Source organism: Acinetobacter sp. CY05 (assembly GCF_059515805.1).
The window spans coordinates 1-25,569 of record NZ_JCAKMW010000019.1 but is presented as its reverse complement, the minus strand read 5'-3'; the positions used below and the strand labels follow the sequence as shown (position 1 = coordinate 25,569).

The following is a 25,569-nucleotide window of genomic DNA, read 5'->3' as shown; positions in this document are numbered from 1 at the left end:
TTAAAAAATATCTGAGGTTTTTACTCAACTTAAAATATAAAAACTATTAAAATCAGTACTTTATTAAAAAAACTTAATTTCTTGGATAATTCCTACTAAATCGCTTCATTTTTATTCTATTTAAATCAATATATGATCAATTTTAACGAATTTGGGGATATCAATAGGTAGTCGTATGAAAATGAAATGGATTCCAGAATATAATACTGGCATTGACGTTATTGACGAGCAACACCGCCGTATTCTCGACTACATTAATGAAATTGACAGTATTGGTGTAAATACTGATCGTACACGTATTCGTTCAATTCTAAATAACATTATTGATTATACGCAGTCACATTTTACCTTTGAAGAATCATTACAAGAAGAAGCAGGCTATAAATATCGTGTACCGCATAAACGTGTACATGATTTATTTATTAAAAAGATTGAAAGTTATCGTGATCGTTATGAACAAGGCCATGCGATTGAAACAGAACTGCATGATATTTTGTCAAAATGGTTAATTAATCATATTCAACATGATGATGCAGATTATGTTGGTGCCGTCAAAGAAAATATGATGGGGATTATCAAAGAAAAAGAAAAGAAAAAAGGTAAAAATTGGTTTGCGCGTTTCTTTTCATAACCGTCGAATCCTATAAAAATAAAGCAAAATGATAAAACTTTCAGCCAAGCAAGGTATCTAGGGATGCTTTGCTTTTTCTTTGTTTGGGTTTTGCTTTTTGGTCATGACAACGGCAAAATAGCGCTAGATTTTTATTAGGAAAGCATCATGCACGACAACGCGATGTCTCGATGGCTATCACCGCTGATGGCATTTTGTTTATCGTTTATCATTATTGCCACACTCGCGCCAATTTTAGGTATTGGCGCTGAGCGTCAACTGGATTTCTGGTTGTTGTGGTTGGGGACGATGTTGGTCTTAGCGCTGCCAATTACGTATATGGAAGTGGCGCTGGCTAAACGCAGTAAAACCACAGCTTTAAATGCTTTGTCTGGTTTAACCCGTGATGCCGATGCCTCAGCGCAGTGGCGCTTGGTCGGTTGGCTGGCTGTGGTATTTATGCCGTTTTTAGCAGGCGGTATGTTGTTTAATGCTTCAAATATGTTGACACAGTTTAACGAGATTAGTCATTTAGCTGTATTTGCAGGTTTAGCTGTAGCGGCTTTGGCTTTATCTTTAGCACCGCGTCAAGTGATTGTCATACTGACTTTACTCGGTGTAGTGGCATCTCTAGGCTTGTCAATCGTGCTCGGTGAGCAATTACCGACTTGGCAATTTACTGCACTTGAGTTTGGTGAGTGGGGCGCAGCTACAGTTTTAGCATTGGTGGCCAGTGGTTTAGGTTTAGGTGTGTATTCGCAAGTCAGCCTAGGCCAAGTCAAACAAAGCGATGCAGCGACGACAACTGTATTACCGATATGGATTGCTCAGCTTTTAGCAGTTGGCGCTTTTGGTTTCTTTATTGCCAATAGCCAAATTCCAGCGCTGGCCTTTGTGGTGAGTGTAGTTACAGGTTCAGCATTATTGCTAAGCCTTGCTCGTCAGCAATTGGCTGAACGCCAAATGATTGCCCCAATTCAATGGGCGGTTGTGGCAGTTGCTCTATTGATCTGGGCTATTCCAATGCTCGCTGGGGTATTTAATATTGCACTGCTAGTGTGGGGCTTAATCATTTGTTTAATTTATGCAATTTTTGCAGGTTGGATGATGAAGATCAGTCATCTACGTAAAGCGCTGAATTTTAGCAGTGAAGCAACCTATAACCTGTGGCGTATTGCCATGCGTATTGTGTTACCGCTGTCGATTCTTGTGGCGATGATTGCTTTGCTTGGAAAATTAGTATGAGTCAAAATCAGGTTTGGGTGGCTTATGCTGCCCCTGATGCACAGTTTCATATTGCTTTAGATTTTGTCGAAGGCATGACAGTAGCAGATGCGATTCAAAGCAGTGCTATTGCCGCGCATACGAGCCTTCCTGAACCGCTAAACGTGGGCGTGTTTGGTGTTAAAGTGAATCTTGAACACGTGCTGCAAGTGGGTGATCGGGTTGAGATTTATCGTGCTTTAACCATTAATCCTAAAGATATTCGTCGTAAACGCGCGGCAAAAAATCCTGTTGGAATTTATGGGCGAGCAAATCGCTTTAAACAATCGGAATCATAAAAAAAACCCCTCACTGAGGGGTTTCTTTTTATCTTAAAGCGACTATAGTGGTGGGGCTGTTAAGATCGCCTCTTTAGAGGCAGGTAAACCGGGTTGTGTAGCCGGAATGGTCTCTAGACCTTCAATTTTTTCAACAATACCATTGCCATTAAAATAGACTTTCAGATGCTGACCAGAAGCAGCTGGAATCTTGGCTTTTTTCGCATTGGTACCTGGAATATAATTGTAAATATAGTCCCAACGTAGTGGGTTCATGGGATCAGTAACAGTTGGGCTGCCCAGTAAAAAACGCACTTGTTGATGACTCATACCGACTTGGATTTTAGCGGCTTGTGCTTGGGTCAATGGCGTTCCTTGAGGAATATCCACTTTATATACGCCCAAAGTTGAACACCCTGCGAGCACTGAAGTGACGAACAACGTCAACATAATTTTTTGCATTTTGCTACACTATCCCAAATTATTTATGATGCATTTGATCTGGTCATAGATCATACTGCATCTTAACTTTATTGCCTATTCCAACTTTAATTTTGTTGAGAGACCTTTTTTCATGCCTATTTCAAACCAAGATTTACGTAAAGCTGGACTGAAAGTTACCCTTCCACGAATTAAAATCTTAGAACTATTAGAAAATTCAAAACAACATCATCTAAGTGCGGAAGATATTTATAAGACTTTACTTGAACAAGGTGAAGACGTGGGTTTAGCAACCGTATATCGCGTGTTAACGCAATTTGAAGCGGCAGGTATTATTCAACGTCATCATTTTGAAAACAACCACTCTGTGTTTGAAATTATGCAAGATGATCATCACGATCACTTGGTTTGCCAAAACTGTAACAAAGTTGTGGAATTCCATAATGACTTGATTGAAAACGAACAGCATGAAGTGGCAAAGAAATTTGGCTTTGAACTGACAGGTCACTCATTGAATCTGTATGGTTATTGCGATGCAGCAGAATGCCAAGAAGCATTCCGTAAAAAATAAGCTACACCCAATAAAAAAGGCTTAACCTTAGTTAAGCCTTTTTTGTGTCTGAATTTTTAATGCGCATCAAAGGTGATGTTATTGGCAGCATGCATCAGGCCGCCTGCGCCTTCTTCTGAAAGTTTAATTTGTAAACGTAAATCATTGGCAGAGTCGGCATGTTTGAGTGCTTCTTTGTAGCTAATGATTTTGGCTTGATATAGCTCAAATAACGCTTGGTCAAAGGTTTGCATGCCCAGTTCAGTGGAGCGTTTCATTAAATCTTTGATTTTATGTACATGCCCTTCACGAATGAGATCCGCTACCAATGGGGTATTAATCAGCACTTCAATGGCTGCGCGGCGAGTATGTCCATCGACTGTAGGAACCAATTGCTGCGCTACAATGGCTTTCAGATTTAACGACAAATCCATAAACACTTGATTCTGGCGATCCCCGTCAAAGAAATGCACAATACGATCAATGGCTTGGTTGGCATTATTGGCATGTAAGGTGGCAAAAACCAAGTGACCAGTTTCGGCAAAGGCAATGGCATAGTCCATGGTCTCGCGTGAACGAATCTCACCAATTAAAATGACATCGGGTGCCTGACGTAAGGTGTTTTTAAGCGCGACTTCGAAACTTTCGGTATCAATGCCTACTTCACGCTGAGTAATGATACAGCCTTGATGTTGATGCACAAATTCAATCGGGTCTTCAATGGTAATAATATGACCTTTAGAATTTTTATTACGATAACCAATTAATGAAGCTAGCGAAGTGGATTTACCCGTACCGGTTGCCCCCACAAAAATCACAATACCGCGTTTGAGCATAGCCAATTCTTTCATAATAGGCGGCAAATTCAGCTCATCAATACTTGGAATGACGGTTTCAATCCGACGTAACACCATCCCCGGTTCATCACGCTGCTGAAAAGCGCTGACACGAAAACGGGCTGTGCGTTCTTGGTTGGTAATGGCAAAGTTACACTCGCGGGTGCGGTTAAATTCTTCACGCTGTTTCGGTGACATGATGGACAACACCAACTGCTCGATAATTTCCCCAGTGAGCTTGGTTTTTGCCACAGGAATGATCTCACCGTTAATCTTCATCGAGGGTTCGATGTCGGCAGTGATAAACATATCTGAGGCTTTTTGCTCAATCATTATATTGAGTAAGTCATTAAATTTCATTATAAAGTCCTAATTTTTTTTATTGTTTTTGGAATTATAAAAAGCTTTCAGGTTGTTTTGCCGCAGTGCGCGCTGTTTGGTTGGTGATAATACCTTTAGACACCAACGTTTTTAGGCTTTGATCAAGGGTAGTCATGCCGTAGTTGGCACCAGTTTGAATGGCTGAATACATCTGTGCGACTTTGTTTTCACGAATTAAGTTACGAATCGCGGGAATACCAATCATAATTTCATGTGCTGCCACACGGCCACCACCGACTTTTTTGAGTAAGGTTTGTGAAATAACGGCTTGAAGTGATTCTGATAGCATGGCACGCACCATATCTTTTTCTTCGGCAGGAAAGACATCAATCACACGGTCAATAGTTTTTGCGGCAGAAGTGGTATGTAGGGTACCAAACACCAAGTGACCAGTTTCAGCAGCTGTTAATGCCAAACGAATGGTTTCCAAGTCACGCATCTCACCGACTAAGATAATGTCAGGGTCTTCACGTAGTGCAGAACGCAAGGCGTTGTTAAAGCCATGGGTATCACGATGTACCTCACGCTGGTTGATGAGGCATTTTTTTGATTGATGCACAAATTCAATAGGATCTTCAACGGTTAAAATATGGTCATAACGGTTGTCGTTGATGTAATCGAGCATAGCGGCTAAGGTGGTTGATTTACCTGAACCTGTCGGGCCTGTGACCAAGACAATACCGCGTGGATATTCACAAATATCTTTAAAAATTTGGCCCATACCTAAGTCTTCCATGGTGAGGACTTTAGATGGAATGGTACGAAACACCGCGCCTGCACCCCGGTTTTGGTTAAAGGCATTGACACGAAAACGTGCTACCCCTGGGACTTCAAAAGAAAAGTCAGTCTCTAAGTTTTCTTCATAATCACGGCGCTGTTTGTCATTCATAATGTCGTACACTAATTTGTGTACTTCTTTATGCTCAAGTGGTGGCAAGTTGATTCGACGTACTTCACCATCGACACGAATCATAGGTGGCATACCTGCTGAGAGGTGTAAATCTGAAGCCCCATTTTTAGCCGAAAATGCTAAAAGTTCTGTAATATCCATGCAAATCCCCAAACGAATTAATCTTAATTATTTTGCTAGAATAATAAGGCTTTCTCGAGGCTTAACCAACAGTTGAGTAGAAGGGAAGGTGAAAAAACCGCTATCAAATGAGAATTGCCGTTATGAATCGTCTAGATGCCACACGAAATCAAGTTTTACAACAGATTGCAGAGGCTTGCCAACATGCAGGGCGTGATGTGCAAGAGGTCAGCTTATTGGCAGTTTCTAAAACCCATCCCAGCACAGCTTTGGCCCAAATGTATGCGACCGGTCAACGTGCTTTTGGCGAAAATTATTTACAAGAAGCTTTAGATAAAATTGATGCTTTAGCTGATTTGGATATCGAATGGCATTTTATTGGTCATGTGCAGCGTAATAAAACCAAGCATTTGGCTGAAAAGTTTGCATGGGTACATGGCGTAGACCGTTTCATTGTTGCTGAGCGTTTGTCCAATCAACGTCAAGCCGTGCAAGCACCTTTAAATATTTGTCTACAAGTGAATATTGATGGTCAAGATACAAAAGATGGTTGCCCGCCAGATGAAGTTGCCGATTTAGTGGCGCAAATCAGCCAGTTACCCCATTTGCGCTTACGCGGTTTAATGGTTATTCCGGCTCCAAATCATCCACAAGCCTTTTATGATGCTCAGGCTTTGTTTCATGCAGTGAAAGACCAGCATGCTCAACCGCAAGACTGGGATACTTTGAGTATGGGGATGTCCGGTGATTTAGACGCGGCCATTGCCGCAGGTTCAACCATGGTGCGTGTAGGGACGGCATTGTTTGGGGCGCGTGATTACTCTAAATAAGCATCGGTTGTTACCCCATGCAGAGCGTTTCAGAGCTCGCGCTGCAGGGATGACGTTGTATTTGTAACAAGAACTTTAGACACAGGTGGCTTAGGCTGTGTAGCCACCATCAGCAATAATTTCTGCGCCTGTGATATAAGAAGCTTCTGGGCTGGCTAAAAACGCTACGACATTGGCAATTTCATGGCATTGAGCATAACGTCCTAGGGCAATACCCGGCACAATCATTTGGCTCATTTCACTATTGGCAGGGTTCATATCGGTATCGGTGGAACCGGGGTGAACAATATTGCTGGTAATGCCGCGAGGCCCTAAATCACGCACTAAACTGCGGTTAAAGCCAGAAATTGCGGCTTTACTCATGGTATATAAAGAGATGCCAGCAAAGGCGGCATAGCGGGTCATGGCAGAACCAATATGAATGACACGTCCACCTGATCTCATATGACGTACGGCTTCTTGTGTAGCAACAAACACGCCTGTGACATTGGTGGCCATGGTTTTCTCTAAATCTGCCAAGCTCACCTCATCAATTGTACCAAAGACACTAATGGCTGCGTTATTGACTAAAATATCTAATCCGCCAAAGGTCTCAACAGTACGCGCGACAGCTTGACGTACTGCTTCAGGTTGAGCGGCATCGGCTTGAATCGCTAAGGCTTGGCCACCATTGGCGACAATTTTTTCTACCACCAAATTGGCCTGCGCCACAGAATTTTGATAGGTAATGGCAACGTATGCGCCGTCTTGTGCCAAACGCTGTGCGATGGCCGCACCAATTGAGCGAGAACCCCCAGTGATGAGGGCAATTTTACCTTGGAGTGGGAGAGTTTGAGTTGACATATCATGATCCGTGAAGCGTTAGCTGACTATTTTAATGCGACTTGCCCCACCACCAACAGGTTTAACCTGAATTTGTACTGGAATACGTTCATGCATCTCTTGAATATGCGAAATCAGTACCACTTTACGTCCTTGACTCTGCAGATGATCAAGTGCATTCATCACCATATGCAACGATGCAGGATCTAGGGTACCAAAGCCTTCGTCAATAAATAAGGATTCAAGCTTCATTGAACCCGCTGCCATATTGGCAATCGCTAAAGCTAGCGCTAAAGACACCAAGAAGGTCTCACCGCCAGAGAGGGATAATACGGGGCGGATTTCACTGTTCATGTCTAAATCAATAATGGCCAGACTTAAACTGTCTGGGATACGGTGCAATTGATAGCGCTGTGAGAGAGGTTGTAGCTGTTGGTTGGCATGTTCCACTAAAATATCTAGATGATGCTCTTGGGCGATTTTTTTAAACTTTGTACCTTCTTTATGCCCAATTAAGTCATAGATACGACCCCAACGATATTCCTCCGCCTTAATCTGCTCAATCTGAGTTTGATATTTGCTATAAGTGCTTTGATTGGTGGCATTCATGCGTAGCTTTGCATCCGCCTCATTAAAGGCATTTTGCTGTCTGGTTTTTTCTAATGCCAATTCTGCAAGTTTGATTTGAGCATCTTCAAAGCTGAGTTCAGGTTGCTGCTTAAGATGTTTAGCATAATGTTCTTCAAGCGTTTGCCATGCCGTTTTGGCACTTTCTAAAGCCTGTTGATGATTGAGCAAGTCCTGACGAATATGGCGGTGTTGATCATGCCCAATGGCAAGGCATTGTTCGATCACACTCGGTTGCATCTCAGGGTGGGCCACTGTCCATGTCCCAATTTGCTCAGTGGCTTGTTGCAATTGTTGAGTATTGAGTGTGATTTGGCTGTCCAAATGCTGTTGTTGCAGTTGTAACTGTTGGTGCTGTTCTTCACTCTTTTTTAAGTAGAGTCGCTGTGTAGCAACCACCTGTTGCAATTGTTGTTGCTCTTGATCCAAGGTTGCTTGCCATTCGCTCACCTTCTGATACTGACGACCTGCATAGGCTTCGGTCAGGGCATTGAGTTGATCGCGGAGCAATTTTCCGGCACTGGTAATCTGAGCCAATTGATCTAACTTTTCCTGCGATTGCTTGTTGAATAGTTCAAGTTTGAGTTGCTGTTGACTTAATTCAGCTTGTAGTTTCTCACAATGTTTGTGTTGCTCAGTCACCGCCATCAAAAGTTGTTGGCGTTGTTGTAATTGTTGCAAGATCTGTTCGGCGCAGTGCAGAGGATCTGCTTGCCACTGTTGCTGTTGTGTGTCACTGAGTTGAGGCACGATTGTTTCGATCAGTTGTTCGAGTTGCTGACGTTGTTGTAAGCCAAATTGTAATTGCTCAGCTTGGCGCTGTGCCCAATGCCATGCGTGTAGGATTTGCTGATCGTGCTGTACTTCAAGCTGTAATTGCTGCGTGATTTTCGAGACTTGTTCTAAGTAGATGCGAATTGTGTCCAAGATTTCTGTTGCAGGTTGCTGTGCATTGACATCTAAGGCTTGGTTGTGCAGTTGCGTTTCTAGCTTTTGCTGTTGTAAGCGGATGCTTTGTGTTAACGCATCAAGCTGACCTTGCTGTTGTTGCAAGGTTGCATCCGCTTTGGAAGCTTCAATTTCCAATTGTCTAAGCTGTTGACGCAGTTGAGTGTCTTCTTGCTTTGCATTTTGTAGCTGTTGGTCTTGTAATTGCTCTAAAGCATTGCTGAGCAAATCTGCATGTTCAACAAAGGGATGGGTATGGCTACCGCAGACCATACAGGCTTCATTGGGTTTCAACTGCGCACGTAAATCCTGCACGCTTTGATGTTGTAACAGGCGCTGTTGCTCGAAAATGTGTTCGAGTTGCTGCAATGCAATTTGATGTTGTTGAACTTTTTGCTGTTGGGTACTGATGCGTAGCTTTAAATCATCAGCAATTTTCTGATTGCTCGCTTGCTGTGTTAAGAGTTGCTGATGCTGTTGCTCAGTTTGCACGATCTGCGTCGCCTGTTGCTCAAGGCGTTCTAAAACACGAGATGATTGATCTTGTTTTTGAATAGTATGCTGCTTTTTATGGATTTTTTGCTCAAGTAAGCCAAGTTCTTGATACTGATTTTTCCATATGCAAATACGCTGTTGTAATTCAGACTGTTGTTGCTGTAATGCCGCTACCGAATGTTGCAATAATTCAGGTTGTGTAGTTTTGAGTTGCTGATATTGCTGAATATAATCGTTTAAACGTTGTGAAGTTGTGGAAAATGAATCATCAAAAACAGCCCATTCTTGTGACTGTTGCAGTTGCTGTTCAAACTGTTGTTTACGCTGTAATGCTTGGTTGAAATCGATCTGCTGTTGCTGACATTGCAGTTCAAGCGGTTGTACTTGGTTTGCAATAAATTGCTGTTGTTCATGTTTGAGAGTTTGATGCTGTTGAAGCTTGCTTTGAATGTTATGATCAAGCTGTGTGGCTTTTTCTAATTGTGGTTTCAGTTGTTCCAATTGGCTTTGCCACAGAGTGAGATGCTGCTCAGCCTGATGCAAATGTTGAGTCGCTTGCTCATGTTGGATTTGTGCTTGCTGTAACTGGGGTTGGAAATTTTTAAGCTCGTGCGTCAGTTGATTGAGTTTAAATTGACTGTCTTTTTGGGTCTGATATTGGGCACGAATTTCTTGAAATGCATCGAGTTGGGCAAGGAGCTGTTTTTGTGGTTGCAGTTTGAGATCAGCATCTAACTGCACTTCATAGACTTCTTTTTTTGCTTGCATGCCTGCATAGAGCTCATGGCGGTCTTTATGCCATTTCAGATCATTCTCAAGTAACTTTTCCGACTGGGCTAAATGGACGAGTTGTTGTTTTAACTGCTGATGCTGCTGATTTAAAGCCTCGAGTTGTTCTTCACTAAGAATATCAATATGACCTAACTGCTTTTCTAAGTCATGACGTTGCTGTTTGATCTCACTAAATTTATCGGCAGCTTTTTTACTGACTTCGCTAAAAATTTGTGAGTTGGTTAAGTATTCTAGTAAATCAGCACGTTCATAATCTTTGGCTTTTAAAAATGCACCGACTTCCGACTGCGCCAAAAGCACCGCACGGGTAAACTGCTCAAAACTTAGCCCAATCAGTTTTTCAATTAATGGCGTCACTTCCGAGATTTTTTGCGTTAAGGTCGTACCATCATTTAAACATTGAACGAAGCGTTCGACTTTTAAATTACCATCGACTTTTTTACGCGCACGGCTAATTTCCCAACGCGCAATATAGCGTTTCTGATCGAGCGCAACAAATTCAAGTTCAGCAAAACCTGATGTGGTGCCACGGCGGAGAATATTTTTCGAATCTTTAATCGATATATCTTTGCCGCCCACATCTTTCATGCTACCGGCTGCGCCACGTAAACGTGGGATTTCATCATAGAGCGCTAAACACATGGCATCGAGTAAGGTTGATTTTCCCGCACCAGTTTTACCGGTAATAGCGATCAAACCTGCTTGAGCCAGTGGGCTGTCTTCAAAATGGATATGTTGTTCACCTGCTAACGAGGCCAAGTTATTTAAACTGAGTCGAATAATTTTCATGGCCAATCCTTAGTGCGCTTGTTGATCCAAATCGTGTTGTGCTGCTTCAAGCAAGGTTAAGAAATCACGTTGTACTGATTCATCCTGCTCATAACCCATTTTCTCCCACAGCGTTAAAAATAATTTTTCAGGCGTGGGTGGTTCTAAATCGACTTTTTGGTTGGTATCATTTTGCTCAGTTTGTTTTTGATAAATTCGAGCAATACGCAGTAAGCGGTAACGATTTGGCGGCAAGGCAAGTTCGATCTGTTGACGTAAATCAACAGGAGGCGGGGCATCCGTCGTATATTCAATTTCTAAAAAATGTCGTGCATTGAGATTGTCAATCTCACCTTGCGGTAAGGCTTGTACAGCGGCAATTAAATCAGTTAAAGGTTTACGAATTCGAATCAGATCGACCGTGCGTGGAATAATATGCGCCTCATAATGAAAACGATTTTTCTCATCTGCCAAAGGATCAATGCTCACTTCAACTACTTGATGTTTATAGTTGCGTTCACTAAATGACAGTGGGATAGGTGAGCCACTGTAGCGGATATGTTCATGTCCAACTTTTTGCGGTTTATGCAAATGACCGAGTGCAACATAGTCAATCACATCATCAAATAATGCGGTGGATAATGCCTCTTCATTACCAATCACAATTGGGCGCTCGGAGTCGGATGTCTCGCCACCTTGCAGATGGGCATGTGACATAAGAATGAGGGCTTGATTGGGCTGTTTACGGGCTTTAGCCTCTAAAATGAGTTGTTGATGCAAATAGGCAATGGCATTTTGGCTGTTGCTGGTGTGTTCATTTAAACCGGTAATTTCTGCGCTACGTAAATAGGGCAAGGTTAAACACCAAGCAATGGTCTGACCTTGGGCATCCTGAATAGGCACCAATAAGTGTGATAAATCAAAACTCTGGTTGTCATTGCGTCGAATCACGCCCACTGCTTTGGCATTAAATTTGGCTAAAAAGGGCTCGACTTGCTCGATGCGATAACCAGAGTCGTGATTACCTGCAATCATCAGGGTTTGCATATGCGGGGCAATGGCATGGGCATCGGTTAAAAATTGATAGAGCTGCTTTTGTGCACTTGAGGCGGGGTTAACCACATCAAAAATATCCCCTGCAATGAGTAGTGCATGTGGCTGTTTGGCTTGAATTTGTTGTAATAGCCAAGCGAGAAAATGTTGATGTTCCTCATTACGGTCGTGGTTATGGAAAAACTGCCCTAAATGCCAATCAGAAGTATGAAAAAAACGCACGCTCATGCTATTGCCCAAAAAGTTGCTGCTGCCTACTATAAGGAAAAATGCGCAGAAAATAAAAGACCGACGATTCGAGTGATAGTAAATCGTCGGTCAAAAAAACATTTTGTGCTGACTTTGGTGGCTGCTACACCTAGGTCAAACAAAATTAATTATTATTGCTATAAAAGGTCACCGAAATTTGTGGATGCCATTACAAACGCTCGGCTGCTACAGACCTATACCCTTTATAACGTCACTGTTTTGCAATTGGTTGACAATAAAACTTAAAAAAATAATTTTTTTTTTTATACTGTCATGAGGTCTCAATCCACATGGGTTTAAAAGCAGCATATGTTTAAATATTTTTTAAGATTTTTCATTTACTTAGTGTTATTTACTATGCTGATGGGTATTTTGGCTGCTTTGCTGCCGCGCGGTATGGGACAAGTCTTAACGGCTTTACCATTTTTAATCAGTAGTATTTTATTGTTATTTCATTTTCTTAAAAAAGAGCGCCGTGCGCCTAGTAAGTTAGAACGTAACCGCTTTAGTTTAATTTATGTGCTGATTTTCTTTTTATACAATTATATTTTTGCCGTGCTTGGTCCATTAATGTTTAACCTTAACATTCCAAATGTAGGTGCATTATGGTTAAAAGAGGCTTTAAATCTAGAATTTCAATTGATGCTGATTTCACGCTTACTTATTTTTATGATTCCTTTTTATTTGGTGGTGTTTTGGTTTTATGGTCCACAAGCGCAGCGTATGGCAGCTAAAATGTTTCCACAACAGCAATAATGCTGTAGTGTTGAGCATTGACTCAAAAACAAAAAATATCATAGGTCTTACATGGCTAAACCGTCAGTATTAATTACCGGTGCGAGTGGTTTTATTGGTTCACATTTAATTGCTTTTTTGGTGACACGTGGCTATGAGATTATTGCCTTAAGCCGGCAACTAAGGAGCAACAGTCATGCGGTCACTTGGATCCGTGACTTTGAGCAAATTGGTACGCAGCCGATTGATTATGTCGTAAATTTGGCAGGTGAGAGCATTGGCAAGGGGCGCTGGAGTACTGCTCGTAAACAAAAACTGATCCAGAGTCGGGTGGAGAGCACCGAGCGTTTATATCATTACTTAACTGCGCATAATATATTTCCTAAAAGCATTATTTCTGGCTCAGCGGTTGGTTATTACGGCATTGACCATGAGCACACATGGCAACAGGTCTGTACTGAGGATAGTCCTAGCCAAGCAATTTTTATGTCTGAGCTGTGTCAAAAATGGGAATATACCGCGCTGAAATTTAGTCAATTTAATACCAAGATTATTCGTTTAGGTATTGTATTTGGTAAAAATGGTGGCATCTTGCCACAAATGTTATTACCGATTAAATTCAATTTAGTTGGTAAAATTGCCACAGGACAGCAGCCTGTGGCATGGGTGCATGTGCACGATGTATTAAGAGCAATTGAGTTTTTAATGCGTACCCCGACACAAAAACGCATTTTTAATGTGGTTGCCCCAGAATTAACCAGTCAAGCACAATTTGCCCATCAAGCCGCGCAGTTATTTCATAAGCGACCGCATTTACCGGCACCAGCGTGGCTATTTCAACTGCTGTTAGGCGAGCAAGCACAACTGATTTTAAACGGACAATTTGTCCGACCTCAGCATTTAAATGATGCAGGCTTTATTTTTCATTTTCAGAGTGTGCAACATGCATTAAGTAATTTAAAGCAAAGTAAAAGGCCAGCACATGCTGACCTTAAGAGTTAAATTTATTGCATGTCTTTAAGCTTCAGTGCGGCTTCTTCAGCAAAGTAAGTCCAAATTCCATCTGCGCCTGCGCGGCGGCAGCTCATTAACGATTCAATAATCACGCTATCGGACAACCAGCCATTTTGAATGGCACCGGCAAGCATGGCATATTCACCACTGACTTGATACACAAAAGTCGGCACGCCAAAGGTGTCTTTGACTTCACGCACAATATCTAGATACGGCATACCCGGTTTGACAATCACCATATCTGCACCTTCTTGAATATCAAGGGCAATTTCATGCAGGGCTTCGGCACGGTTGCCAATATCCATTTGGTAATTGTACTTATTGCCACCTTTTAAGTTGCTGGCAGAACCGACAGCATCACGGAAAGGACCGTAGAAGCTTGAGGCATATTTGGCAGAATAGGCCATAATACTGGTATAGATATGGCCATTGGCCTCTAGTGCTTGACGAATGGCACCAATACGTCCATCCATCATGTCACTTGGTGCGACCACATCGGCACCCGCTTCGGCATGACTTAAGGCTTGTTTAATTAATGCTTCTACGGTTTCGTCATTTAATACGTAGCCTGTGTCATCAATAATGCCATCTTGACCATGGGTGGTATATGGGTCAAGTGCACCATCGGTAATTAAAACCATTTCTGGTAATTCTTTTTTAAGTAAGCGCACCGTGTTTTGTACTAGACCATCGTCACGCCAAGCGGCTTCTGCTGTTAAACTTTTATCTTCTTGTGGTGTCACTGGAAATAGCGCGAGTTTTGACACCCCTAGCTCAAGTAAGCGTTCTGCTTTTTTTAATAATAAATCTGCCGATAAACGCTGTACGTTGGGCATACTTGGAATATCTTGAGTTTGATTTTGCCCCGGCAGTACAAATACTGGATAAATTAAATGATCTGTAGAGAGTTGTGTTTCACGTACCATGGCACGTAATTGATCATTTTTACGAATACGACGCATGCGAGTCGCAGGAAAAGCCGGACGATTAAACGTATAGGTCATAACAATCTCAATGTTTCGTATTAAAATTTAGTTTATTGTAGCTCTATAATGACAGCTTGGTCATTGTAAATTGTTGTTAAGGTAATTTGAAAAAATGAATGATGCTGTGAAAAAGTGGACGGGTGAATTAAATCTCGGCGAAAAAATTGAAATCAATGCAGTATTTGAAAAGCTATGCCAAGCCTTTAATAGCTCGCCATTTTTTCAACATAACGGAATGCAAATGCGAGTGGTGAATGGGCAAATTCAAGCTTATATTCAGATGCAACCTCATTTAATTGGTAATATGCAATATCAAATCTTACATGGTGGCTCGACCGCGACGGTACTCGATAGTGTCGGGGGAATTATCGCCATGGCGGAATTGTATAAAAAAGCCAGCAAAGAGACCTTTGAGCAGGTCAGTCTGCAAGCAGCACGCTTGGCAACGCTAGATATTCGGGTGGATTATTTAAAACCGGGACGCGGTGAATATTTTATTGCCACCGCTGAAGCGCTACGCATGGGGCGTAAAGGTTGTACCATGCGTATGAATATGGTTAATGATCAAGATGAGCTGATTGCTACAGCAATTGCCTCTTATGCTTATTGATCAGTGTTAGACTTAAACAGCAGATTAAAATAGCTAAAAAAGACCCGAGCGAGGGTCTTTTTTTATAACAATTGGGCACGGATATGTTTATAGGCCTGCCAATCAAAAGGCGCGATGGGTTTAGGGATATAGGTCGGCTGCTGGGCTTCGAGATGAAAACGCTGTTTAAAATTGGCCACATGGTTTTGATGCTGTAATTTATCTTGATTCCCTAAAATAAAGTCGGCAGCGGCAGCCACACCGAGCTTAAATAATTTTAATTGTTTTTCGAGCGGCATCTGAAAATCAAGCCAATGAAATTCATGAATCTCACGCGCTTGATTGGCTTTAAAGTGATACCACAGCGCAGGGGCAGGCACTTTATGTCGTGCAATCTCGATATAACTAATTAAATGGCGATAATCTTGGTTTTGGTGCAAAAAGTTAAAGTCTGAGGTATGTCTTGCGGTATCAAACAAAGCGTTTAAAAATGCCAACATGCCTTGAGTATTTTGGGGATGCTCACGGTCAGTATCTAGCTTCGCACCAAAGGTTGGACACAAAGGCACATATTGGCGTTGATGAAAAATATCAATTGGGAAGTTGGACATGATCCCACCATCGACCAAAGCGGATTGTTCAGGCAATTGACCTTCATAACCCACCCATTTACTCCAATTTGCTTGAGGGTTGACAGGTAACAGCACAGGCTCAAAAAAAATCGGAATCGCCATGGAGGCACGCACACATTTGGCCAGTGTTAGCTGTTGCTGCTGGTACAGTTCGGCCATACGCGGAAATACAATTTTACTTTGGGTACTAATATCGGCACTGACCATACACAATTGAATATTGGCTGCAATTTTTTCTATCCGTTGTTGGTCGCTCAGCCGTGTGCCGTGTGCTGCACGCATAGGGTGGGCGGTTTCAGATTCGCGTTGGGGGCGCAGTTTAAGGGTGTTGGGGGCTAATTGTAGATGCTGCTCTAAGTCAGCAATATGGTTAATGCTCAGATTTTCTGTCAGCCACTGTTCAAAGCGTTGCCCTGAGTTAAGCGCAATGCGCTCTTTGGACAATAAACGGCGTAGCTCTTTGAGTAAGCTTAAACTCAATTTTTTCTTCCACATGTCGGATTGTTGGCTTTGTAGTGCCTCGACTACATAGTCTGCCAATTTACCGCCATCAATAAACTCCTGCATCGGCATACGACTGAGGAGTTCAAGCAGTTTATCGCTGCGCATTTGGTTAGGTTTAGCAAGCGTGGCTAAAAACACGGCATTGATCGCGCCTGCGGATGTCCCTGCAATATTTAAAAAACGAATGCCTGCTTGTTCTAGGGCATAGGTATAGCCTGCCAAGGCGATGCCTAACACCCCGCCACCTTCTAATACGAGATCGACATATTGATGCCCTTGATCATCGACAATGTCGGAAATGGGTTGCTGTTGAATTTTGCTCGTGATGTTGTGGATAGAATGCCGAATCTCACGGTCGTCTAAGACCTGCTGTTGTAATGTGGAGGAATGAGACATCGCAAAACTCCATCTTATTTATTATTGTGAAATTTGAGTATAGTTTTTTTGAGCGCATTTCTCGAGCAAAGATGATTTTTTTATCAATTGTGCTAAACAATGAACGTGCGCTCAAGCACGAGACTCAAGTGCTTAAAAAAGCCCTGCAAAAAGCTGCTTACAAAAGCACTTAAGTCACAGCGCTTAATGTCAATGCGACTTGGCACGTTGCAGTGCATCTTGCCATTTGGCTAAATGACGCTCACGTTCCAGTTGGGGCATTTGGGGTTCAAATGCACGTTCTAATTGCCAACAGGCGGCAATATCATCGAGCGAACTGAACACGCCTGATTTTAAACCTGCCATAGCAGCTGCTCCCCAAGCAGTAGACTCCAACATTTTAGGGCGTAGCACAGGCACGTTTAAAATATCGGCCTGAAACTGCATGAGGGTATTATTGTGACTGGCACCACCATCGACACAAAGCTGGGTGAGTTGTTGGCCTAAATCGGATTGCATGGCGGTTAAAACATCTGAGACTTGAAAAGCTATCGCTTCTAAGGCTGCGCGGGCAATGTGATGTTTGTTGGTACCGCGCGACATCCCACATAATAAAGCGCGTGCCTCAGAATCCCAATGCGGTGCGCCAAGCCCGGTAAAGGCTGGCACCAAGACCACGCCATCGCTATCAGGGACCTTATTGGCGAGGCGTTCTACATCGCTACTTTTATGTAAAATTCCTAAACCATCCCGTAACCATTGCACAATGGCACCAGCCATAAACACACTACCTTCTAAGGCATAGGTGGCTTGACCTTGTGCTTGCCATGCAAGGGTAGACAAGAGTTGATTTTGGCTGGTTTTGACTTCTTGACCCGTATTAAACAGCATAAAACAGCCCGTACCGTAGGTGTTTTTAGCGCTACCGGGTTTAAAGCAGGCTTGTCCAAACAGTGCAGCTTGCTGGTCACCTAAAATCCCAGTAATCGGAATACAGGCACCCAATAACCCTTGGGCGGTGTCTGCGACATAGCTGTCTGAACTGATAATTTTAGGCAATACGCTGCTTGGAATCTCAAAGCGCTCCAGTAGTTCTTGATCCCAAGTTTGGCTTTTGAGATTCATGAGCATGGTACGTGAGGCATTACTGGCCTCAATAATATGTTCTGCGCCTTGGGTCAAATTCCAAATCAGCCAACTGTCAATGGTGCCAAAGGCAACATGACCTTGCTTGGCCAATGGGCGTAAACCCGCGACATTTTCAAGTAACCACACTAATTTTCCTGCACTAAAATATGGATCAATCCTTAAGCCAGTTTTTTCTAAAATGTTGGTAGTTAAACCTTGCTCAATCAGTTGATTACACCATGTGCTTGCCCGGCGATCTTGCCAAATAATGGCAGGGGCAAGGGCGCGACCTGTACGTTTATCCCATACCACCGTAGTTTCACGTTGGTTGGTTAAGCCAATGGCATGAATATCCTTGGCCAATAAACCCGCGGCAGCCAAGGCTTGCTGCACCACGCCCAATTGGCTACTCCAAATTTCATGTGCATCTTGTTCAACCCAGCCTGAGTGCGGGGTTTGAATTTGGGTTTCGCGTTGCGCTGTGGCTTGAATTTCGCCTTTTTCATTAAAGATAATCGCGCGGCTTGAAGTGGTGCCTTGGTCTAGGGCCAATAAATAACTCATATTTTTTCTAATATTATGCTTGAAAGGCAAAATATTAACCCAATTAATCAAACAAACGCATAAAGCAGGCGTAATTTATCGGTAAATAGACTCGTAATTACTGATAGTTGTGCTATGATTAAGCCGTACTTTGGGGGTGTTTCTGGCTTCGACGCTGGTGATGAAACTCATAGATGCATGCCGAGAGCGCATTTTCTCTCGTAAATCAAATTTGCATTTTTATAGTCGCAAACGACGAATCTTACGCTCTAGCTGCCTAAGGGCAGCTTGTCCGCATCCCTGAATACTTGTGGTTAGGGGTCCCGACTGAAGCGAACGCACACAAGTCCGTATGAAATCAAGCCTCGGGGTTTCGTACTAAATTAAGAGGATCGCAACTTGTACCCTGTTCGTCGGGTCACAAGGCGCTAAAACAATAGACGATATCTAAGCATGTAGTATTCTGGGGCGTAATGCTGGCGGACGCGGGTTCAACTCCCGCCACCTCCACCAAATACCTAGCTGAATATAACAGGATATAGCGTTATATAAAGCGGAAAGGCTTGATTCTAAAGGGATCAAGCCTTTTTTTATGTCTAAATATAACTGAGCTTAACCGACTATATGAGGTTGTATCATGTATCAGATTGTGTATCATTAATAAATTATTGAAACCACTGTGATACACGATGAAGCGTTCAGATATTAAAAAGCGTCCTTTGTCAGATACCGTTTTGGAAAATCTAAAACCTGAAGATAAGGACTATCGGGAGTTAGATGGTAATGGGTTGTATTTCTTTGTACAGAAGAATGGAAACAAGTCTTGGCAATTAAGATATAAAAAGCCTGATGGGAAATGGTCTTGGGTTGGGCTAGGTGGTTATCCTGCGATTAAAGGCAAACTTGCTCGAAAGAAAGCTCAAGAATTATTGAATGACATCGGCAATGGCGAAAATCCTATTGTCAGCAAGCAAGAGCGAAAGATAAAAGAGCTTGAAACTAACAATGCTACTTTTGAAGCTTTAGCTCGTGAATGGCTTGATACCAAGCAAATGCAATGGGTATCCGATACCATGACACGTAACAAAGGTGCGTTAGAGAAGCATATATTCCCAATGTTTGGAAAACGCTTATTTGTTTCTATCCGACCGATTGAATGGATGGAGTATCTAAAGCGCATTCAGCTTGAAAAAAAGATTTATGAGCAAGTTAAGCGTATGTGTGCAATGTGTCGTGACATTTATGACTATGCAAAGGTTACAGGGCGCATTGATTACAATCCATTAGAAGGAATGCAGAAATACCTTATTCAAGGCAAAAAAGAAAATATGGCTCATGTGTCGGAAAATGAATTGCCTGCATTGCTCCGAGCTATCAATAATTATCCAACATTAGATAGCCGTATTGGCTTACAACTCTTAGCTATGTTGTTCTGTCGACCAAGTGAGTTACGTGAGGCTAAGTGGGAAGAGTTTGATTTAGAAAATGCACTTTGGACTATCCCAGACTTCCGCATGAAGAAACGCCGTGAACATACAGTACCCTTGCCAAAACAAGCTATTGATTTGCTTAAACAGCTTAAGACTATTTATTCTGAATCTGATTTCCTTTTCCCAAGTCGATCAGATAAGAATAAGCCAAAGTCGGATACAGTTTTTATTATGGCATTGCGCCGTCTTGGGTATGAGGGGCGTCAGACCCCTCATGGATTCCGACATATTGCTAGTACGCTTTTAAACAACCGTGGCTTTGATGAAAGACACATTGAGTCTGCTTTAGCGCACGTCAAAGATGGTGTGGCAGGTGTATATAACAAAGCCCAATATTTGGAAGATCGTGCACGTTTGATGCAATGGTATGCCGACTATCTTGAAGAGTTGGCAGATATGAAAGTAATTCAATTTAAGAAGGTTAAATAACGTTGGATTTTCTGTCTTTTAATGAGCTGAAATCAAAGCTAAGTGAGTCGTATAAAAGAAACGTTGAAAATGCAGAGACTACGCATTTTATTAAAGATAACCATCTCGAAGTTTTTACTATTGTTGATGGTTTATGTGGGGGTGGATACGACAATGTGCTGACAGAAAGAATAGTAAAAGAGATTTTTCTCGAAATTAGTTATGTTGAGCTTTTTCGAGATAGAGATTTGAACAGCTTAATGTTTGGCGATGTTGATAAAATATCGGTAGATAAGTTCAAGAAAATTTATGGTGAAGAGTCAAAGTGTGACGGTTTTATTATTCTACCAAATGATATTCATGAACGAATGTTTATAGAGAAGCATGTAAATGGCGATGAAAATGAACTCCCTTTAAATACTGAAAATTTAAAAAAATATTATGAACAATCTGAGGTATCAATAAGTATCACTCGCAATAGCATTTGTGTTTCAAAAATAGCTTTAGAAGAGGTTATCGATGAGCCTTTGATATCACTTCAAGAAGATTCAGATGATTGTGCTGTACTTGAAGGAAATGAAAAAAGTCAAAGAGATGCTAGAGATAGACGAGGAATGGCTAGAATATTGGCTAAGTATCTAGAGTCTAAAGAGGATGAAGATTACAAAGCTATTGATATTGCGAATAAAGTTATAGATTTAATGAATACTTTTGATGCGGGTCAAACAAAAGATCCACTCAATATGAAAAGATGGATTAGCTGTGTATTGAAAGAAGATGCCAAAAAACCTGGAGTCAGGAAATTAAAAAAGTTGAAATAATAAACAATAAATAGTGTAGACCCGTGGTCTACACTATTACATATTTTTCAATAAAAATAATAATAAACATAATTCATGTATCGCAACGAGCATGGAGCTATTAAATGCTTTCTCAAGAAATTCATCCTCTTCAAATCCCCTACAACAAAGTATGTGAAATGCTTAGCGTGTCTAGAGAAACGTTAAGAATTTTAATGCGCAGAGACCCTTCATTTCCGAGAGCAATTAAATACGGCGAATCGAGACAAGCTCCAGTTTTCTTTAGTTATGACGAATTAGTGGCATGGCACAACAAAAGAAAGGGGCAAGTATGATTGGTCAAAAGACATGGTTCACAAGATCACAAGCTTCAGAGTATTTAGCCGAAAAGTTGCCTTTTAAAACTGAGAAACAGTGGTATTCATTTTTGGCAAATAATCGGACTTCAAAAGAAGTTTACAAACTTCGATTTGAGCTAAGAAATAGCAAAGTTGCTTATACCCAATTAACACTTGATGCCTTCATTCGGGCGTCAACTACTCATACAAAACACTAAGTCCTTAAGGAGATCATCATGGACATGGAAAAAAACGTAGCTACCAAAGTTGCTTTGACTGTACTTGAGAAAGTTAAAGCATCGGATCATTGGCAAGATCTTAATTTGGAAATTAATTGGGGGGAGTTAGAGCACTTAATTCCTGAGCCGAACTTTGATGAATTAATGACGGGATCTCTTAAAGATAGTGAGTCATTTAATCGTCTGTTAGATAAGTTAAACGAGGATGTGGATGCGGAAATTAAAAGGCTTGAGAGTTCTTTAATTGATTAATTAAGGAATATTGATGGCGAAACGGTTCAATGGATTGAACCGTTTTTTTATCCAAAAAATAGGTTGTGCATTATGTTGAATTTAAAAGTTGGTGATGACTATCAAGCTTTGATGAATCGGTTGTATCAAATTGATGAAGAGAAACTTACCGCTACGGATTTTTATACCAAGTTAAATGAAATTCGGTTTGAGCTGAATTTATTAAAAGCAAGGTCTGACCGATGTGAAGAGTCGTGTCGGGAGAGTGGATTTAGTTTCCATGTGGGTGAGGTGGTGTCATTCGATACATGGGGAGCTTTAGAACAACGATATGCAGAAAATGCTAAACAAGCTGATGAGTTAGAAACAAAGATTTATTCCAATATTAATAGCTACGATTTTAAGGCTATGAATATTAAGATCAGAGCGAGAGTGGATTTTTTAGATCTTTATTTTGAAATTACAAAACCATGTACTCGACACGATATTAAAAAGTTTTTAACTGAGAAAACTGGGATTAGACATTACATCACAGAAAACTTGAATGGCTATGTGATTCGCTTGCACGATATGAATTCGCTTAAGCTGTTAAATGAACGTCTGAGATATTTAAATCATTTTGGTTTGCTTCATCAGAGTATGAAAATTGTAGAGTTGGAAGTGGCTTTAGACTTCTATGGATATAAGCATCTAGGGCTTGCTACGGCGCTTTTAAAGTCCTTGAGACTTCCTAGTACTACAAATAATTTAAGGGTCTTTAAAACGCAAACAGGCGTATTTATCCCTATTCCTGTTAATCCGATTGCGCTCCATAGAAAGTTAAAAGATGGTTTTAATATCGGAATCAATCATAGATTAGCTGATGAGTATTGGCATATATACCAAAAGCAGACGGATCAAAATGGTACGCCGTTGAAAGAGAGTGAATGGCGAATTCGTGCGGAGAAGAATATTAAAGAGTCCATACTGAAACGCTTGAATAACTCATTTTCAAACATCAGACAATTGTTGTTGGATATCTTTAAAGGGCTTCGATTTACACATCTAAAAGCAGAAGCATCGAGTCACCAAGTGTGTGTCTATATGAACAAAATTGATGCCTATGGGATGGAGAAAGAACCATATCTGGATTCACATCGGAATTTGAGAACGTTGACTCCTGATATAGAAATGAATGCCGAACTGAATAGATTGGTGGTGAATGCAGTTTGTAATTTGGCTAAAAACTTTAGGCATTACTCGTAAAATTGCTGTAGTTGATTTATAGCTACAAGAACGCCGTAGCCTTGTATTGATAAAGTTTACGGCGTTTTCTATGAAATGAGTCTGCCTAATAACTTATATAAGAACTATTCTTATTATTGCTGTGACAAGATACAAATTATTAGATATATACTCTATATTTCACGTTAAATTTCAAATGGAAAATATGCGTAGACTATTTTTAACTGCGTTCGTCTTGTTGGCAATTTCAAATGTACAAGCTAATGATGCAGGTTTGATTAATACTGCTAAGACACAAATTAAAGATAATATTGATGATCCATTCTCGGCACAATTTAGAAAAGTTCGTGTCGTAACCAATTTAGATGGTAAAAAATCAGTATGTGGTGAAATCAATTATAAAAATCAGTATGGGGCATACAAGGGTTTTGTACCATTTCTATATACATACGATAAATTGCCATTTATTCGATCTGCTGAATATGGCGCTTTAGTATATATGTATGATCTATATTACGTATCGACTGGATGTGGCGGTAAAGAATTGGAGTTGGCAGAAAAAAGAAAACGAGAAGAGGCGGAGCGTCAAAAGAAACTTAGAGAACAAGAAAAACTTGAGCAAGAAAGGCTTTTAAAACAAAAAAAAGAGGAAGAGGAAAGAGTTAAAAAAGAAAAGGCTGAGCAAGTACGTCTCGAAGCTGAACGTCAAATTGAAGCTAAACAAAAATATGAACAAGCAAAAGTAGAAGCTAGGTTAAAAAAAGAAAGTATGAGTAAAATCGAAATTAAACAACATAATGAATTAGTGACGAAATTTTGTAACTTTGCCTATGATTATTACGTTAATAGAGTGGCAAATGGATTTGGACATGAGCAAGCTTTTTCTAACATTCAAACGATTCATAAAAATTTGAATCTTGAGCCAGTTGTCGGGACTTTAAAAAGTGTTGAAGAAACTTTGAATAACGGCATGATTGAAATTGAAAAAAATGATTTTATGCAAGGACGATTAAAAAACAACGGAGCATTCTTTCAAGGATTTGTTAAAGGTACTTGTCTAAGTAAATATAAGCTTTGATTTAAATAGGAAAGCATAGGGACATGCTTAAACTTAATATTTAGTTAACCTGTAGTGGTCAACAAATATTGGACACAGTTTTAAGTTCATTTTCAGCCTGACAAGGACTGATACCATCGTTAAATCGATGAGGTCGTATCTGATTGTAGTATTCCATCAGATACAGACCAACATCTAGCTTCGCTTCTTCAATTGAGCTGTATCCCAATTTGGGAATCCACTCAGTCTTGAGACTTCTAAAAAGCCTTTCTGTTGGGGCATTGTCCCAACAGTTTCCTTTACGACTCATACTTTGTTGCATGGCGTAGCACGCCAACCTATGCCGAACTAAAAGGCTTTTATATTGGCTGCCTTGATCAGAATGGAAGATCACGCCACTCGGTTTACCTCGCCGATGCCATGCTTCATCTAATGCCTTAATGACTAAATGTTGGTCTGCTTGGGACGACATAGACCAACCAATCACTCGACGAGCATACAGATCAAGAACAACTGCAAGATAAGCCCATGTTTTACCTGTCCAAATATAGGTAATGTCACTGCTCCACACATGATTAGGCTGAACAGGTTTAAATTGCCTGTTTAATATATTTGGAACAGCAGGGACTTCAGCTACGTTGCTTTGATATTTGTACTTCTTACGTTGTTTGGAAACAAGACCTGATTCACGCATTAACTTACGTACCAGATAGCGTCCAATCTTAATGCCCTGATTCAACAACATAAATCGAATTCCCCGACTACCAAGAGAGTGACGACTTTGCTTAAATAGACTTTTAATCATCACTTTAAGCTTGATACGATCTGGATGAGGAGTTTTACTTGTTGAACGGTAATGGTAATAGCTTGAACGCAGTACACCAAAGGCACGACAGATTAATTTAACAGAGCTTAGCTTTCTTAATTGATCAATCAACGCATATGTTTGAATTCGTCTGACATTAAGAGAGCTGTAGCCTTTTTTAGGATCATCTTCTCCTGCTCGAGTTGATGGATACGAGCTTTAAGTTGTTGTATTTCCCTTTGCTCAGCTGTTAGAGCAGGCATTGTTGGAGATTGTCCTGTTCGTTCAAATTGAAGTTGATCAACCCAACGTTTTAATGCTGTCTGCCCAACATCTAAAGCACGACAGGCCTGTAAAATTGAATAGCCTTGATCAAGTACAAGGCTTGCTGCTTCTAATTTGAATTCTGGAGTAAATGTTCGTCTTGTTCTCATTGAGCACCTCTTTGGTGAATACATTATCACCTAAATTGGTGTCCAACTTTATTAAACCACTACA

At 41.1% G+C, this 25,569-nt stretch carries 24 protein-coding genes and 1 other RNA gene; 15 read left to right on the top strand and 10 right to left on the bottom strand.

What is annotated here, in order from left to right:
- Positions 1–175: 175 nt before the first annotated feature.
- From AC5YCD_RS12565 to AC5YCD_RS12555, 3 genes are all read left to right on the top strand, one after another.
- On the top strand, positions 176–631 hold the full coding sequence (locus AC5YCD_RS12565) for a bacteriohemerythrin (protein ID WP_496130355.1): 456 nt from the start codon (positions 176–178) through the stop codon (positions 629–631).
- A 147-nt stretch (positions 632–778) separates the two neighbouring features.
- Entirely contained in the window at positions 779–1,855 is a 1,077-nt protein-coding gene (locus AC5YCD_RS12560; RefSeq protein ID WP_496130354.1) for a hypothetical protein, read from the top strand.
- A complete protein-coding gene (locus AC5YCD_RS12555) occupies positions 1,852–2,172 on the top strand; it encodes an RnfH family protein (RefSeq protein WP_496130353.1) in 321 nt (106 codons plus the stop codon). Before AC5YCD_RS12560 ends, AC5YCD_RS12555 begins: the two co-directional genes overlap by 4 nt.
- Before the next feature lie 42 nt (positions 2,173–2,214).
- Here AC5YCD_RS12555 and AC5YCD_RS12550 read toward each other — a convergent pair whose 3' ends face one another.
- Positions 2,215–2,613: an outer membrane protein assembly factor BamE gene (locus AC5YCD_RS12550; RefSeq protein WP_122901692.1), complete on the bottom strand. Its 399-nt coding sequence runs from the start codon at positions 2,611–2,613 to the stop codon at positions 2,215–2,217.
- Positions 2,614–2,725: 112 nt separating this feature from the next.
- Between AC5YCD_RS12550 and fur the strand changes: the two genes are divergently transcribed.
- Positions 2,726–3,163 carry a ferric iron uptake transcriptional regulator gene (fur, locus tag AC5YCD_RS12545; RefSeq protein ID WP_496130352.1) on the top strand — a complete coding sequence of 146 codons (438 nt, stop codon included), beginning with the start codon at positions 2,726–2,728 and terminating at the stop codon, positions 3,161–3,163.
- A 56-nt stretch (positions 3,164–3,219) separates the two neighbouring features.
- Here fur and AC5YCD_RS12540 read toward each other — a convergent pair whose 3' ends face one another.
- Both AC5YCD_RS12540 and AC5YCD_RS12535 read right to left on the bottom strand, forming a co-directional pair.
- Positions 3,220–4,338, bottom strand: coding sequence for a PilT/PilU family type 4a pilus ATPase (locus AC5YCD_RS12540; RefSeq protein WP_496130351.1), 1,119 nt, complete (start codon positions 4,336–4,338; stop codon positions 3,220–3,222).
- Positions 4,339–4,372: 34 nt separating this feature from the next.
- The gene (locus AC5YCD_RS12535) at positions 4,373–5,410 is read right to left on the bottom strand and encodes a type IV pilus twitching motility protein PilT (RefSeq protein ID WP_496130350.1); all 1,038 of its coding nucleotides are present in this window, start codon (positions 5,408–5,410) and stop codon (positions 4,373–4,375) included.
- 122 nt (positions 5,411–5,532) lie between these two features.
- On the opposite strand from AC5YCD_RS12535, the gene AC5YCD_RS12530 reads away from it, so the two are divergent.
- Positions 5,533–6,219, top strand: coding sequence for a YggS family pyridoxal phosphate-dependent enzyme (locus AC5YCD_RS12530; RefSeq protein ID WP_496130374.1), 687 nt, complete (start codon positions 5,533–5,535; stop codon positions 6,217–6,219).
- Between the two features lie 90 nt (positions 6,220–6,309).
- Here the strand turns inward: AC5YCD_RS12530 and AC5YCD_RS12525 are convergent, their stop codons facing one another.
- The 3 genes from AC5YCD_RS12525 to AC5YCD_RS12515 are packed head-to-tail and all read right to left on the bottom strand — an operon-like array spanning position 6,310 to position 11,952.
- Positions 6,310–7,062, bottom strand: coding sequence for a 3-oxoacyl-ACP reductase family protein (locus AC5YCD_RS12525; protein WP_496130349.1), 753 nt, complete (start codon positions 7,060–7,062; stop codon positions 6,310–6,312).
- A gap of 18 nt (positions 7,063–7,080) precedes the next feature.
- Positions 7,081–10,692: an AAA family ATPase gene (locus tag AC5YCD_RS12520; protein WP_496130348.1), complete on the bottom strand. Its 3,612-nt coding sequence runs from the start codon at positions 10,690–10,692 to the stop codon at positions 7,081–7,083.
- 9 nt (positions 10,693–10,701) lie between these two features.
- Positions 10,702–11,952, bottom strand: coding sequence for an exonuclease SbcCD subunit D (locus AC5YCD_RS12515; RefSeq protein WP_496130347.1), 1,251 nt, complete (start codon positions 11,950–11,952; stop codon positions 10,702–10,704).
- Positions 11,953–12,282: 330 nt separating this feature from the next.
- Here AC5YCD_RS12515 and AC5YCD_RS12510 point away from each other — a divergent pair, with 330 nt between their 5' ends.
- Complete coding sequence (locus tag AC5YCD_RS12510) at positions 12,283–12,729, top strand: ABZJ_00895 family protein (RefSeq protein WP_496130346.1); 447 nt, start codon at positions 12,283–12,285, stop codon at positions 12,727–12,729.
- 51 nt (positions 12,730–12,780) lie between these two features.
- On the top strand, positions 12,781–13,710 hold the full coding sequence (locus AC5YCD_RS12505) for a TIGR01777 family oxidoreductase (RefSeq protein WP_496130345.1): 930 nt from the start codon (positions 12,781–12,783) through the stop codon (positions 13,708–13,710).
- Between the two features lie 2 nt (positions 13,711–13,712).
- Here the strand turns inward: AC5YCD_RS12505 and hemB are convergent, their stop codons facing one another.
- Positions 13,713–14,726 (bottom strand): porphobilinogen synthase, encoded by a 1,014-nt coding sequence (gene hemB / locus AC5YCD_RS12500; protein WP_496130344.1) that lies wholly within the window; start codon positions 14,724–14,726, stop codon positions 13,713–13,715.
- Between the two features lie 94 nt (positions 14,727–14,820).
- On the opposite strand from hemB, the gene AC5YCD_RS12495 reads away from it, so the two are divergent.
- Complete coding sequence (locus AC5YCD_RS12495; RefSeq protein WP_496130343.1) at positions 14,821–15,318, top strand: thioesterase family protein; 498 nt, start codon at positions 14,821–14,823, stop codon at positions 15,316–15,318.
- Positions 15,319–15,380: 62 nt separating this feature from the next.
- On the opposite strand, the gene AC5YCD_RS12490 is transcribed toward AC5YCD_RS12495, so the two are convergent.
- Together AC5YCD_RS12490 and glpK are read right to left on the bottom strand one after the other, a co-directional pair.
- Positions 15,381–16,829, bottom strand: a complete 1,449-nt coding sequence (locus tag AC5YCD_RS12490) for a patatin-like phospholipase family protein (RefSeq protein WP_496130342.1) — start codon at positions 16,827–16,829, stop codon at positions 15,381–15,383.
- 189 nt (positions 16,830–17,018) lie between these two features.
- Positions 17,019–18,500, bottom strand: a complete 1,482-nt coding sequence (glpK, locus tag AC5YCD_RS12485; protein ID WP_496130341.1) for a glycerol kinase GlpK — start codon at positions 18,498–18,500, stop codon at positions 17,019–17,021.
- Between the two features lie 132 nt (positions 18,501–18,632).
- Between glpK and ssrA the strand changes: the two genes are divergently transcribed.
- The 7 genes from ssrA to AC5YCD_RS12450 all read left to right on the top strand — a co-directional run bounded on the left by ssrA (position 18,633) and on the right by AC5YCD_RS12450 (position 24,287).
- Positions 18,633–18,992: a transfer-messenger RNA gene (ssrA, locus tag AC5YCD_RS12480) on the top strand.
- A gap of 176 nt (positions 18,993–19,168) precedes the next feature.
- Entirely contained in the window at positions 19,169–20,398 is a 1,230-nt protein-coding gene (locus AC5YCD_RS12475) for a tyrosine-type recombinase/integrase (RefSeq protein WP_496130340.1), read from the top strand.
- Positions 20,399–20,400: 2 nt separating this feature from the next.
- Positions 20,401–21,198, top strand: a complete 798-nt coding sequence (locus tag AC5YCD_RS12470) for a hypothetical protein (protein WP_496130339.1) — start codon at positions 20,401–20,403, stop codon at positions 21,196–21,198.
- Between the two features lie 283 nt (positions 21,199–21,481).
- Positions 21,482–21,733: a hypothetical protein gene (locus AC5YCD_RS12465; RefSeq protein WP_496130338.1), complete on the top strand. Its 252-nt coding sequence runs from the start codon at positions 21,482–21,484 to the stop codon at positions 21,731–21,733.
- Between the two features lie 18 nt (positions 21,734–21,751).
- Complete coding sequence (locus tag AC5YCD_RS12460) at positions 21,752–22,006, top strand: hypothetical protein (protein WP_496130337.1); 255 nt, start codon at positions 21,752–21,754, stop codon at positions 22,004–22,006.
- 72 nt (positions 22,007–22,078) lie between these two features.
- Entirely contained in the window at positions 22,079–23,230 is a 1,152-nt protein-coding gene (locus tag AC5YCD_RS12455; protein WP_496130336.1) for a hypothetical protein, read from the top strand.
- A gap of 175 nt (positions 23,231–23,405) precedes the next feature.
- Entirely contained in the window at positions 23,406–24,287 is an 882-nt protein-coding gene (locus AC5YCD_RS12450) for a hypothetical protein (protein WP_496130335.1), read from the top strand.
- A 58-nt stretch (positions 24,288–24,345) separates the two neighbouring features.
- On the opposite strand, the gene AC5YCD_RS12445 is transcribed toward AC5YCD_RS12450, so the two are convergent.
- Positions 24,346–25,529 (bottom strand): IS3 family transposase gene (locus AC5YCD_RS12445; protein ID WP_496129453.1). Its coding sequence is split into 2 segments (ribosomal slippage): positions 24,346–25,253 and positions 25,253–25,529, totalling 1,185 coding nucleotides; the frame shifts between segments, so codons are not numbered across the junction.
- Positions 25,530–25,569 lie beyond the last annotated feature (40 nt).

Coding starts and splice junctions, on each gene's coding strand:
- AC5YCD_RS12560 (WP_496130354.1), top strand. CDS start 779: ATGCACGACAACGCGATGTCTCGATGGCTATCACCGCTGATGGCATTT.
- AC5YCD_RS12475 (WP_496130340.1), top strand. CDS start 19,169: ATGAAGCGTTCAGATATTAAAAAGCGTCCTTTGTCAGATACCGTTTTG.
- AC5YCD_RS12490 (WP_496130342.1), bottom strand. CDS start 16,829: ATGTCTCATTCCTCCACATTACAACAGCAGGTCTTAGACGACCGTGAG.
- AC5YCD_RS12515 (WP_496130347.1), bottom strand. CDS start 11,952: ATGAGCGTGCGTTTTTTTCATACTTCTGATTGGCATTTAGGGCAGTTT.
- AC5YCD_RS12495 (WP_496130343.1), top strand. CDS start 14,821: ATGAATGATGCTGTGAAAAAGTGGACGGGTGAATTAAATCTCGGCGAA.
- fur (WP_496130352.1), top strand. CDS start 2,726: ATGCCTATTTCAAACCAAGATTTACGTAAAGCTGGACTGAAAGTTACC.
- AC5YCD_RS12510 (WP_496130346.1), top strand. CDS start 12,283: ATGTTTAAATATTTTTTAAGATTTTTCATTTACTTAGTGTTATTTACT.
- hemB (WP_496130344.1), bottom strand. CDS start 14,726: ATGACCTATACGTTTAATCGTCCGGCTTTTCCTGCGACTCGCATGCGT.
- AC5YCD_RS12540 (WP_496130351.1), bottom strand. CDS start 4,338: ATGAAATTTAATGACTTACTCAATATAATGATTGAGCAAAAAGCCTCA.
- AC5YCD_RS12460 (WP_496130337.1), top strand. CDS start 21,752: ATGGACATGGAAAAAAACGTAGCTACCAAAGTTGCTTTGACTGTACTT.
- AC5YCD_RS12530 (WP_496130374.1), top strand. CDS start 5,533: ATGAATCGTCTAGATGCCACACGAAATCAAGTTTTACAACAGATTGCA.
- AC5YCD_RS12565 (WP_496130355.1), top strand. CDS start 176: ATGAAAATGAAATGGATTCCAGAATATAATACTGGCATTGACGTTATT.
- AC5YCD_RS12450 (WP_496130335.1), top strand. CDS start 23,406: ATGGAAAATATGCGTAGACTATTTTTAACTGCGTTCGTCTTGTTGGCA.
- AC5YCD_RS12505 (WP_496130345.1), top strand. CDS start 12,781: ATGGCTAAACCGTCAGTATTAATTACCGGTGCGAGTGGTTTTATTGGT.
- AC5YCD_RS12550 (WP_122901692.1), bottom strand. CDS start 2,613: ATGCAAAAAATTATGTTGACGTTGTTCGTCACTTCAGTGCTCGCAGGG.
- AC5YCD_RS12455 (WP_496130336.1), top strand. CDS start 22,079: ATGTTGAATTTAAAAGTTGGTGATGACTATCAAGCTTTGATGAATCGG.
- AC5YCD_RS12520 (WP_496130348.1), bottom strand. CDS start 10,692: ATGAAAATTATTCGACTCAGTTTAAATAACTTGGCCTCGTTAGCAGGT.
- AC5YCD_RS12525 (WP_496130349.1), bottom strand. CDS start 7,062: ATGTCAACTCAAACTCTCCCACTCCAAGGTAAAATTGCCCTCATCACT.
- glpK (WP_496130341.1), bottom strand. CDS start 18,500: ATGAGTTATTTATTGGCCCTAGACCAAGGCACCACTTCAAGCCGCGCG.
- AC5YCD_RS12555 (WP_496130353.1), top strand. CDS start 1,852: ATGAGTCAAAATCAGGTTTGGGTGGCTTATGCTGCCCCTGATGCACAG.
- AC5YCD_RS12465 (WP_496130338.1), top strand. CDS start 21,482: ATGGCACAACAAAAGAAAGGGGCAAGTATGATTGGTCAAAAGACATGG.
- AC5YCD_RS12535 (WP_496130350.1), bottom strand. CDS start 5,410: ATGGATATTACAGAACTTTTAGCATTTTCGGCTAAAAATGGGGCTTCA.